Source organism: Stenotrophomonas pictorum JCM 9942 (assembly GCF_001431585.1).
GTDB lineage: Bacteria > Pseudomonadota > Gammaproteobacteria > Xanthomonadales > Xanthomonadaceae > Stenotrophomonas > Stenotrophomonas pictorum.
Window position 1 is genome coordinate 23,445 of sequence record NZ_LLXS01000024.1, and the last position, 10,561, is coordinate 34,005.

The window sequence follows — 10,561 nt, forward strand, 5'->3', positions numbered from 1 at the left end:
GTAGACATGGCAGCACGACGCGGCAAGAGTCAGGCGCGACGCAACAGCAACAACGGCACGCCCGGCTGGGTGTGGCTGGTTGCCGGTGCGGCGATCGCCGCCGTGGTGTTCCTGGCGGCGCCGGACCTGTTCAAGAAGGACGGCGACGGCTTCCTGCGGGTCGGCCCGCAACCCAACCCCGATGCGCAGCCGGCCCCCGTGGCCGATGCGGATCTGGACGCCGGCGTGACGCCGGCCCGGCCGACGCCAGCGGCCAAGGCCGAGGACAAGCCGGCCACCCAGTACGACTTCTACACGTTGCTGCCAGGCACGGAAGTGCAGATGTCCGATGCTGAACTGGCGGCCAGTGCCAAGGCCGAGGAACAGCGCCGCGAAGCCGCCGCCCGCGCCGCGGCGGCCGCTGCACCGGCGACCGAAGCCCAGCGCGCGCAGGCGGCGCTGGAAGGCCGTCCGGTTCCGGCACCGTTGCCGGCACCGTTGCCGGCGCCGGTCGCCGAAACCCCGCGTCAGCCCGGACCGGTGGCCGAAAGCACCCCGGCCCGTCCTGCAGCGAGCTCCCCGGCACAGGTCGCCAGCGCTCAACCGGCGCCCAAACCGGCCGCGGCTGCGCCCGCACCGACGGCGGCCACAACGGCCCCGGCGGAGAACGTGCGCTACATCCTGCAGGCCGGCGCCTTCGGGGCATCCGGCGATGCGGAAGCCACCAAGGCCAAGCTGGCAATGATGGGCCTGGCGGCGCGCGTGGAATCGGCGCAGATCAACGGCAACACCGTCTACCGCGTACGCATGGGCCCATACGGCACCGCCAGCGAACTGGCCGAAGCCAAGGCCAAGCTCAACGGCAGCGGCCTGCAGGCGATGGCGATCAAGGCGCAGTAACACCGCTGGAGGCGGTGTTACTCCATAGTTTGCTTGGCAAACTATGGGCCCCGCGCCCGTTTTCTCCATATCCCCGCGCCTGTCGGCGCGCCCCCTTAACTAAAGGGGGCTGTTGCGACTATTGGTTCGCTGGTGAAGCATCTGGAGCATTCACGCCCCGATATCGGTTGATATCGGGGCTTTTTGTCTGTGCCTTTGTAGCCGGGGTAAGCGCAGCCGGGGGTTTTGCTTGCCTAACCTGCTCAAACGCGTTTTCTTGCAACGTTGATTTCCCCGCAAAGAGCCCCCCTCCCTTTGGCGTCGCTCAGGGGAGGCTTTGGCTTTGGCTTTGGCTTTGGCTTTGGCTTTGGCTTTGGCTTTGGCTTTGGCTTTGGCTTTGGCTTTTAACCCTGCACCCGCTCATCCCTCCCGCCACTGCACCCATAGTGCGAAAATCCCCGCTCCCTGCCCCAAGGATTCCGCAATGTCCAAAACCGCCCTGATCACCGGCGCCACTTCCGGCTTTGGTGCCGCCGCCATCCGCCGTTTCGCTGCCGCCGGCTGGAAGGTGATCGCCACCGGCCGTCGCGGCGAGCGCCTGCAGCCACTGGTGGCCGAATTCGGTGCGGACGTGGTGCACGCCGCCGCCTTCGACATCCGCGACCACGCCGCGATGGACGCGGCGCTGGCCGCGCTGCCGGCAGGCTTCCGTGACATCGACCTGCTGGTCAACAACGCCGGCCTGGCCCAGGGCACCGCGCCGGCGCAGGGGGCGGCGCTGGAAGACTGGCGCACGATGATCGACACCAACATCACCGCGCTGGTCACCCTCACCCACCGCCTGCTGCCGCAGCTGATCGCCCGCCGCGGCGCGATCATCAACATCAGCTCGGTGGCCGGCGTGTATCCGTATCCGGGCGGCAACGCCTATGGCGGCACCAAGGCCTTCGTCAGCCAGTTCTCGCTGGGCCTGCGCTCGGACCTGCACGGCACCGGTGTGCGCGTGACCACGATCGAACCGGGCATGGCCGAAACCGAGTTCACCCTGGTGCGCACCCACGGCGACCAGAACGCCTCGGACAAGCTCTACAGCGGCGCCCACCCGATGACCGCCGAGGATATCGCCGAATCGATCTTCTACGTGGCCACGCTGCCGGCCCATCTGAACATCAACCGGCTGGAGATCATGCCCACCAGCCAGTCGTTCGCCGGTTTCCAGGTCGCCCGCGATCCTTCCTGAAGGCACTCCGCAGGCCGCTACCGGTGGCCCTTCGGCAGCGAGGGGAAACCACCCACCACAGACTTTGCCTGTGGATGGATTGCACGTACGCTCGGCGGGCTTGCGCGAATGCCGCCGTGGCTGCCGTCGGCGGTGCGCAGGGAAGAAGTCATCAATGCCTGTCGAATGCTGCCTGCCACGAACAGCCGGGGGTCGGCCGGGGCCGACCTTGGCACCTGCCGCATGCCGCCAGCCCCAGCCGCGATGGCGGCCGGTGTGGCGGGGCCATCAGCCTCGCCGCACACCCCAAACGGGCCGAAGATAGCGACCGGACCCTCCCCAGCGGGCCGGCCTGCTGGACCAGCGCGGCTACATGGTGAACAGCGGGCCCGCTACCTGCGTAGCAGCTGGACCCCACCGCGCTGCGCCAACCCCGGTCAGAGATCAGCGCAAGCCACTCACAGGTGCGTCAGCGGTTCGTCCGACAGGTAGGTGTAACCGGTCAGGCCCGCTTCCAGCGCCGCGTCCAGTTCGGCGGCGCGTTCGGCCGGCAGGTTGGCTGCGGCCACGCGCGCCTTGTAGGCGGCGCGCAGGTCGTCGAGCCTGTAGCCGACGTAGTCCAGCATCACGTCGGTGGTGTCGCCGCGACGCTGCTGGGTGATCACATAACCGTCGGCGTCGGCCACCACTTCCACCGCGTCGGTGTCGCCGAACAGGTTGTGGATGTCACCGAGGATTTCCTGATACGCGCCGACCAGGAAGAAGCCGATCCGGTAGCTCTCGCCATTGCGCACTGCGTGCAGCGGCAGCGAGCTGTCCAGGCTTTCGTTCTCGACATAGGTCTTGACCATGCCATCCGAGTCGCAGGTCATGTCGGCGATGATGCCGCGCCGCGCCGGACGCTCGTCCAGCCGCTCGATCGGCATGATCGGGAACACCTGGTCGATCGCCCACGCATCGGGAATCGACTCGAACACGCTGAAGTTGACGAAATACTTGTCGACCAGGCGCTCGTTCAATTCGTCCAGCGCCGGGCGGTGGCTCTTCTCGTCATAGCTCAGGCGCGCACGCACGCCGTGGGCGATGGCGTAGAACAGATCGTCGATGCGCGCCCTTGCGGTGAGGTCGATCTGGCCCAGCGCGTAGGCCGCCAGCCCTTCGGCGTGGAAGTGCTGCGCCTCCTGGAACAGCTCCACTGCCGGACGCTGGTCCAGCTCGTCATGGATCTCGCGCAGGTGGCGGATTGCGGCCGGCTCGTCGTCATGCGCCTCGGGGATACGCCCTTCGGCGGCCTGCTCCACTTCGGACACGTTGGCGATCAGCACCGCGTGGTGGGCGGTCATCGCGCGGCCGCACTCGGTGACGATGCGCGGCGGGGTCAGCCCGTGCGCCTCGCAGGCCTCGGCCAGCGGCTGCACGATATTGCTTGCGTAGGACTCCAGCCCGTAGTTGATCGAGCAGAAGCTGCGCGAGCGGGTGCCTTCGTAATCGATGCCCAGGCCACCGCCGACGTCGACGTGGCTGATCTTCGCACCCAGCCGCGAGAGCTCGACGAAGTAGCGGGTCGCCTCGCGCATGCCGTTGGCGATGTCGCGCACGTTGGAGATCTGGCTGCCCATGTGGAAATGCAGCAGGTTCAGGCAATCGGCGTACTCGGTGTCACGCAGCGCCTTCCACAGGTCCAGCAGCTGGCGCGGGGACAGGCCGAACTTGGCCTTGTCGCCACCGCTGTTCTGCCACTTGCCGGCGCCCAGCGAGGCCAGACGCATGCGCACGCCCAGGCCCGGCTTCACGTCCAGCGCCCTGGATTCCTCCAGCACCAGCTTCAGCTCGGAGGGCTTTTCGATGACGATGTAGGTCTGCAGGCCGAGCTTGCGGCCGATCAGGGCCAGGCGGATGTACTCGCGATCCTTGTAGCCGTTGCAGACGATCAGCCCGCCCGGCCGGCTCAGCGCCAGCACCGCCATCAGCTCCGGCTTGGAGCCGGCTTCCAGGCCGAAGCCCTCGCCGTGGTGGCTGGCCAGGGTGCCGGCCACGCCACGGTGCTGGTTCACCTTGATCGGGTAGACCGCGGTGTAGCCGCCCGGGTAGTCCCAGTCGGCCTGAGCCTGGGCGAAGGCCGCCTGCAGCTTACCCAGGCGCTGCCCCAGGATGTCCGGGAAACGCACCAGCAGCGGCAGTTTGGCGCCGGCGGCACGGGCCGAATCGACGATCTGCGGCAGGGAAACGGTCACGCCTTTGCTGCCGGCGGGGCGGACCACGACGTGACCGGCGGCATCGACGTCGAAATACCCATCGGACCAGTGCGGAATCGAATAGGTCTTGCGGGCCTGGTCCAGGGACCAAGTACTGCTGGAAGTCATGGCTGTTCGCTATTTCTGGCGCGTGGCGACGCGTTCTTCATTGCCGTGGCGGGAACCCCGTTGCGGCGCGGACGCGCATTCTAACGCTAGCCGGCCACCGGTCCGTTACAATCCGCGCCCGCGTCCCCCGGGGGGCGCCTTTTCCGGATGTGGCACTTGCCACGCGGCCACGGCCGCCAGCCCGGCTTCCCATCTGAGCAGAGGATCCTCCACGCCCATGAGCAGCAACGACAACTGGTTCATCGAACACTTCCAGCCGACCGGCTCGGCCATCGGTTTCCGCATCACCGAGAAACTCGAAGAGGTGCAGTCGCCGTTCCAGAAGATCGAGATCTACAACAGCACCGACTGGGGCAAGTTGATGGTCATCGACGGCGCCATGATGCTGACCAGCAAGGACAACTTCTTCTACCACGAGATGATCAGCCACCCGGTGCTGTTCACCCACCCGAACCCCAAGCGCGTGGTGATCATCGGCGGCGGCGACTGCGGCACCCTGCGCGAGGTGCTCAAGCACCCGGGCGTGGAGAGCGCCACCCAGTGCGATATCGACGAGCAGGTCACGCGCATGGCCGAGAAGTATTTCCCTGAACTGTGCGAGTCCAACGGTGACGCGCGCGCCGAGCTGCTGTTCGACGACGGCGTGGCCTATATGGCCAACTGCGCCCCGGGCAGCGTGGACGTGGTGATCGTGGATTCCACCGACCCGGTCGGCCCGGCCGAGGGCCTGTTCAACAAGGCCTTCTTCGAAAGCTGCTTCCGCGCCCTGAAGGATGACGGCCTGCTGGTGCAGCAGAGCGAGTCGCCGCTGGCGCTGCTGGACCTGATCCGTGACATGCGTTCGGAAATGGGCAAGGCCGGCTTCCAGTCGTTCAAGACCCTGCCGTTCCCGCAGCCGTGCTACCCGACCGGCTGGTGGTCGGTGACCGTGGCCAGCAAGCAGGCCGGCTTCGGTTTCGGCTTCCGTCAGGCTGATGCGGCGGCCAAGCCGTTCGACACCCTGTACTACACCGCCCCGCTGCACACCGGCGTGCTGGTCAGCCCGCCGTTCGTGGCCAAGGCGCTGGGCGAGTAAGCCGCACCGCCCCGATTCGTGGACCCGACCCCGCGCTGCCTGCCAGCGCGGGGTTTTTCATGATGTGACGCCGGGGCATACCCGCCCACGGCAGGCAACCTGCCCGGCGCAACACTCCTTTCCGTAACAAAGTTCCTACATTTTTTTTACATTCAGAGTTCATGGACTGCCCAGTTCTATAATTGCGCCCCGCCCGCTCCGGGCACGCAAGACCGGCATTGCAAGACGCTTTCTGCGCCCCCGCCGCGTCAGGAAGGTTTTCATGAACACACTGCCTGCTTACGACGGCCACCGGCCTGCTGTTTCCACCGCCCAACTGCTCAAACGCGGCGAACGCCTGCTCGAGCCGGATGTCTACCGCACCGAGCTGGGCGGCCGTCCGGCCGTGGTCAAGGACTACCGCCGCTACCGCGGTACGCCGCTGTCGCCGGTCGCACGCCTGCTGGTGCGCCGCGAAGCCCGCGTGCTGCGCCGCCTGAAAGGCTGGAAACACGCACCGGCGCTGCTGGGCACCGTCGGCGGACTGGCGCTGGGCATGGAGTTCGTGCCCGGTGAAACGCTCAGCCGCGTGCAGGGCGCCAGCCACGAGGTGTTCGACCAGCTGCAGCTGGCGCTCAGCCGCCTGCATGCGGCCGGCATCACCCACAACGATCTGCATGGCACCAATGTGGTGGTCAGTGCCGGGGTACCGGTGCTGCTGGACTTCACCTCGGCCTGGCGTTCGCCGCGCTGGCTGCGCAACGGCCCGATCTCGCGCCAGCTGCGGCGCAGCGACATGAAGAACCTGGTGAAGATGCGCCAGCGCCTGACCGGCCAGCGCCCCAGCGCCGAACAGGCCGCGCTGCTGGCCGAACCCGGCTGGGTGCAGGCCCTGCGCGGCACCTGGAAGCGCCTGTACCGGCACCTCAAAGGCCAGGCCTGAGGCCTGACCGGCATCGCTTACAGCGCGTCGCCGTCGAGCTCGCCGGTGCGGATGCGCACCACGCTGCCCAGGTCGTACACGAACACCTTGCCGTCGCCGATCTTGCCGGTGCCGGCGGCCTTGACGATGGCTTCCACCACCTCATCGGCCTGGGCATCGGTGACGGCCACCTCGATCTTCACCTTGGGCAGGAAATCGACCACATACTCGGCGCCGCGGTAGAGCTCGGTGTGGCCCTTCTGCCGGCCGAAGCCCTTGACCTCGGTCACGGTGATACCGGCCACGCCGCGTTCGGACAGCGCCTCGCGCACGTCATCGAGCTTGAACGGCTTGACGATGGCCATGATCATTTTCATCGACTCGATCCCCTCTCTTGGTGTGCCTGCGAAGGATAGCCTGCCGCGCCCGCGCATGAGCGGCCGGCGTGCCGGTCTCGACATTCCGGATTATCCTTACAGCCCGTCGCAACCGAATCTGATGGCCGCACCGGCTGGAACCGTCCTAGGCTCGAGCCCTTCCTGCGGAGACCTGCCATGATCGACCTGAACCACATTGACGAGCTCGCCCGCCGGCTGAGCGACCTGGTCCCGCCGGGCCTGCGCGAATCGCGCGAGGAACTGCAGGCCACCTTCAAGAGCGCCCTGCAGGCCGGCCTGTCCAAGCTGGACCTGGTCACCCGCGAGGAATTCGAAGTGCAGCGCGCGGTGCTGCTGCGTACCCGTGAAAAGCTCGACGCGCTGGAACAGGCGGTCGCGGCACTGGAAAACCGCTCCGCCCCCAACCCCTGATCCGGGCCATGAGCCTGGCGCTGGTGCACAGCCGTGCCCGCGCGGGGGTGCTTGCGCCCCCGGTCCGGGTGGAAGTCCACCTGTCCGGGGGACTGCCGTCCACCCAGATCGTCGGCCTGCCCGAGGCGGCGGTGCGCGAATCGCGTGACCGCGTCCGCGCGGCCCTGCTGTGCGCGCAGTTCGAATTTCCCGCACGCCGTATCACCATCAACCTGGCCCCGGCCGACCTGCCCAAGGAGGGCGGCCGCTTCGATCTGCCGATCGCCCTGGGCATCCTGGCCGCCAGCGGCCAGATCGACCGCGACGCCTTGGCGCAGTACGAGTTCATCGGCGAACTGGCGCTGACCGGGGAGCTGCGCGCGGTCGACGGCGCGCTACCGGCCGCCATCGCCTGCGCCCGAGAACACCGCACCTTGATCGTTCCGCCCGGCAATGCCGCCGAGGCCGCGCTGGCGCAGGCCGCACCGGTCAAAGTCGCGCGCACCCTGCTGGAAGTCTGCGCGGCGCTGTCGGGGACCAAGGAGCTGCCCGATGCGGTGGCACCGGCCGCATCGGCCGCGGCGTTGCCGGATCTGGCCGATGTGCGCGGTCAACTGCATGCACGGCGGGCGCTGGAGATCGCCGCCGCCGGGTCGCATCACCTGCTGTTGCTGGGTTCCCCCGGCTGTGGCAAGACCCTGCTGGCCTCGCGCCTTCCCGGTATTCTTCCGGCGGCCAGCGAAGCCGAAGCGCTGGAAACGGCGACCATCACCTCGGTCAGTGGCCGTGGCGTGGACCCCACCCGCTGGCGCCAGCGCCCGTACAGATCCCCCCATCACACCGCCAGCGCGGTCTCGCTGGTCGGCGGCGGTTCGCATCCGCGTCCCGGCGAGATTTCCCTGGCCCACAATGGCGTGCTGTTCCTGGACGAATTGCCGGAATGGAACCGGCATGCACTGGAAGTGCTGCGCGAACCGCTGGAGTCCGGCTGCGTCAGCGTTGCCCGCGCCGCCCGCAGCGTCGAATTCCCGGCCCGCTTCCAGCTGATCGCGGCGATGAATCCCTGCCCGTGCGGCTGGGCCGGCGACAGCAGCGGCCGCTGCCGTTGTTCGGGGGAGAGCATCCGCCGCTACCGCGCGCGCATTTCCGGCCCGCTGCTGGACCGGATCGACCTGCACCTGCAGATGGCACGGCTGCCGGCCAGCGAACTGCGCGGCGATGCCGCCGCCGGTGAGTCCAGCGCCCGGGTGCGCGCACGCGTGGAACAGGCCCGTGCGCGGCAGCTGCAACGCGCCGGCAAACTCAACGCCCATCTGGATCAGGCCGAAACCCTGCGCGACTGCGCACTCGCATCGGCCGACCAGTCGCTGCTGGAACAGGCCATGGATCGTCTGCAGCTGTCGGCGCGCTCGATGCACCGTATCCTGCGCGTAGCGCGCAGCATCGCCGACCTGGCCGGAGCGCACGACATCCAGCGTCCGCACCTGTCCGAGGCGATCGGTTACCGCCAGCTCGACCGGGTTCCGGCGACCGCCTGAGCCCCGCGCGGCCTGCCTGTTCACGCAAGCCATGGCCAGCCCCGCGAAGATCGCCGCAACCGCCCCGGGGAGCCACGCCATGGAACGCCTGCACCGCCCGTTCTTTCCGATCATCTACGTGCGCGGCTATGCGATGACCCGCGGCGAGATCGTCGAGACCACCTCCACGCCGTTCATGGGCTTCGAGGCCGGCTCGACCAAGATGCGCCAGGCCCAGGACGGCTCCATCGTGAAGTTCGTGTTCGAGTCGCCGCTGGTGCGGCTGATGAAGGACTACGACTACCGCGACGTCTACGAGTCCGGTGCCGAACGCCGCGACCGCCTCTCGCCGCGCTGCATCGTCATCCACCGCTACTACGACCCGGCCGACCCGGCCTTCGGTGATGGCAAGGCGCCGTCCATCGCCGATGCCGCGCGCAGCCTGGGCAGACGCATCCTCGAACTGCGCGACAGCGTCTGCGGCAGCAATGCCCAAGCGCGCCAGGACTTCCGCGTCTACCTGGTGGCCCATTCGATGGGCGGGCTGATCTGCCGCTGCCTGCTGCAGAACCCGGAAGTGGCCAGCGCCGAAGTCCGCGCTCTGGTGGACAAGGTGTTCACCTACGCCACCCCGCACAACGGCATCGACGTGGCCGGCATCAATGTGCCGCAGCTGCTGTCGCTCAACGACATGGACAACTTCAACCGCAGCACCATGGGCAAGTACCTGAAGGTGCCCAAGGACAGGGTCAACACGCTGGGCGACTCGGGCTTCCCGCCGGAGCGGCTGTTCTGCCTGATCGGCACCAACAGCCGCGACTACGCCGCCGCGCACGGCCTGTCCTCGTTCGCGGTCGGCTCGCTGAGCGATGGCCTGGTACGCATCGCCAACGCCTATGTGGAAGGCGCGCCGCGGGCGTTCGTCAACCGCAGCCACAGCGGCTACTTCGGCATCGTCAACTCCGAGGAGGGCTACCAGAACATGGTGCGCTTCCTGTTCGGCGACACCTGCGCCACCGCGCAACTGGAAATCACCGCGCTGGCGTTTCCGCCGGAAGTGGAGGCCGCGCGCAAACGCGGCAAGAACGTGGAGTCGGCGTACTACATCGAGGCCACGGTCGCCCCGCGCGGCGCCTACACCTACGAGCTGACCGCGCGCACCCAGGCCAACCAGTGCGCGATCCGGCGCGGCTATGAAGAGTTGTTCAATGCCGACGGCAGCCTGCGCGACGATGCCCGCGCGCCGGTGCTGTTCTCGGTGTTCCTGGACAGCGGCAAGATCCTGGCCGGCAGCGAGATCGCCTTTTCGGTGGACCTGGCCGTGTGCAACGCCGGCTACCAGATCGACGGGGCCCTGTTGCTCAAGCACCACATCCCCGCCGAATACCTGTTCCGCAACACCCTGGTACTGTTCGCCAAACCCGGCAGCGATGGCCACTGGCAGCTGCGCTACGTGTGGAGCGATGAGCACTGGGCCGGCGGGAGCAAGACGGCGGCCACCCCGGTGGCGGACGGTACCCGCATCATCGGTATCCGCCAGCACGGCGCCGAGGTGTTCGCCATCCCGGTGCGCTCGGACAAGGGCTTTGCCGCCGAACTGAAAATCTCGCTGGCGGCATGGCAGTGAGCGACGGCGCCGGGCATGGCCGCGCGGCGTTCAGTCCAGGCTTTGCTGCAGATCCAGCATCGGCGTCTGCGGCACGCTGATCCAGCCGGCGGCGGGATTGTCCAGATCGATCACCAGCGCCACCGCCAGTGTGATCAGCACAAACATCAACATGCTTGATTGCCGCTGCCGGCGCTGCTGGTAGCCGACCATGCCGGCAGCCATGACCGCATA

At 67.8% G+C, this 10,561-nt stretch carries 10 protein-coding genes; 7 read left to right on the plus strand and 3 right to left on the minus strand.

Going from position 1 to position 10,561, the window contains the following annotated elements; genetic code table 11:
• The first annotated feature begins 6 nt into the window (after window positions 1–6).
• Window positions 7–879: an SPOR domain-containing protein gene (locus tag ARC78_RS09215; protein ID WP_057506155.1), complete on the plus strand. Its 873-nt coding sequence runs from the start codon at window positions 7–9 to the stop codon at window positions 877–879.
• Window positions 880–1,342: 463 nt separating this feature from the next.
• On the plus strand, window positions 1,343–2,098 hold the full coding sequence (locus ARC78_RS09220; RefSeq protein ID WP_057506156.1) for an SDR family NAD(P)-dependent oxidoreductase: 756 nt from the start codon (window positions 1,343–1,345) through the stop codon (window positions 2,096–2,098).
• A 437-nt stretch (window positions 2,099–2,535) separates the two neighbouring features.
• Here the strand turns inward: ARC78_RS09220 and speA are convergent, their stop codons facing one another.
• Window positions 2,536–4,440: an arginine decarboxylase gene (speA, locus tag ARC78_RS09225; RefSeq protein WP_054659352.1), complete on the minus strand. Its 1,905-nt coding sequence runs from the start codon at window positions 4,438–4,440 to the stop codon at window positions 2,536–2,538.
• 217 nt (window positions 4,441–4,657) lie between these two features.
• Between speA and speE the strand changes: the two genes are divergently transcribed.
• Both speE and ARC78_RS09235 read left to right on the plus strand, forming a co-directional pair.
• Window positions 4,658–5,515: a polyamine aminopropyltransferase gene (gene speE, locus ARC78_RS09230; protein ID WP_054659350.1), complete on the plus strand. Its 858-nt coding sequence runs from the start codon at window positions 4,658–4,660 to the stop codon at window positions 5,513–5,515.
• Window positions 5,516–5,777: 262 nt separating this feature from the next.
• Window positions 5,778–6,437 carry an RIO1 family regulatory kinase/ATPase domain-containing protein gene (locus tag ARC78_RS09235; protein ID WP_054659348.1) on the plus strand — a complete coding sequence of 220 codons (660 nt, stop codon included), beginning with the start codon at window positions 5,778–5,780 and terminating at the stop codon, window positions 6,435–6,437.
• Window positions 6,438–6,454: 17 nt separating this feature from the next.
• Here ARC78_RS09235 and ARC78_RS09240 read toward each other — a convergent pair whose 3' ends face one another.
• Entirely contained in the window at window positions 6,455–6,793 is a 339-nt protein-coding gene (locus ARC78_RS09240; protein ID WP_054659346.1) for a P-II family nitrogen regulator, read from the minus strand.
• A gap of 177 nt (window positions 6,794–6,970) precedes the next feature.
• Between ARC78_RS09240 and ubiK the strand changes: the two genes are divergently transcribed.
• The 3 genes from ubiK to ARC78_RS09255 all read left to right on the plus strand — a co-directional run bounded on the left by ubiK (window position 6,971) and on the right by ARC78_RS09255 (window position 10,348).
• The gene (ubiK, locus tag ARC78_RS09245) at window positions 6,971–7,225 is read left to right on the plus strand and encodes a ubiquinone biosynthesis accessory factor UbiK (protein WP_054659344.1); all 255 of its coding nucleotides are present in this window, start codon (window positions 6,971–6,973) and stop codon (window positions 7,223–7,225) included.
• Between the two features lie 8 nt (window positions 7,226–7,233).
• A complete protein-coding gene (locus tag ARC78_RS09250) occupies window positions 7,234–8,742 on the plus strand; it encodes a YifB family Mg chelatase-like AAA ATPase (protein WP_057506157.1) in 1,509 nt (502 codons plus the stop codon).
• A 79-nt stretch (window positions 8,743–8,821) separates the two neighbouring features.
• Window positions 8,822–10,348, plus strand: coding sequence for an esterase/lipase family protein (locus ARC78_RS09255; RefSeq protein ID WP_057506161.1), 1,527 nt, complete (start codon window positions 8,822–8,824; stop codon window positions 10,346–10,348).
• Window positions 10,349–10,378: 30 nt separating this feature from the next.
• On the opposite strand, the gene ARC78_RS16765 is transcribed toward ARC78_RS09255, so the two are convergent.
• On the minus strand, window positions 10,379–10,561 hold a 183-nt coding region (locus tag ARC78_RS16765), incomplete at its 5' end, for a hypothetical protein (RefSeq protein ID WP_199398906.1).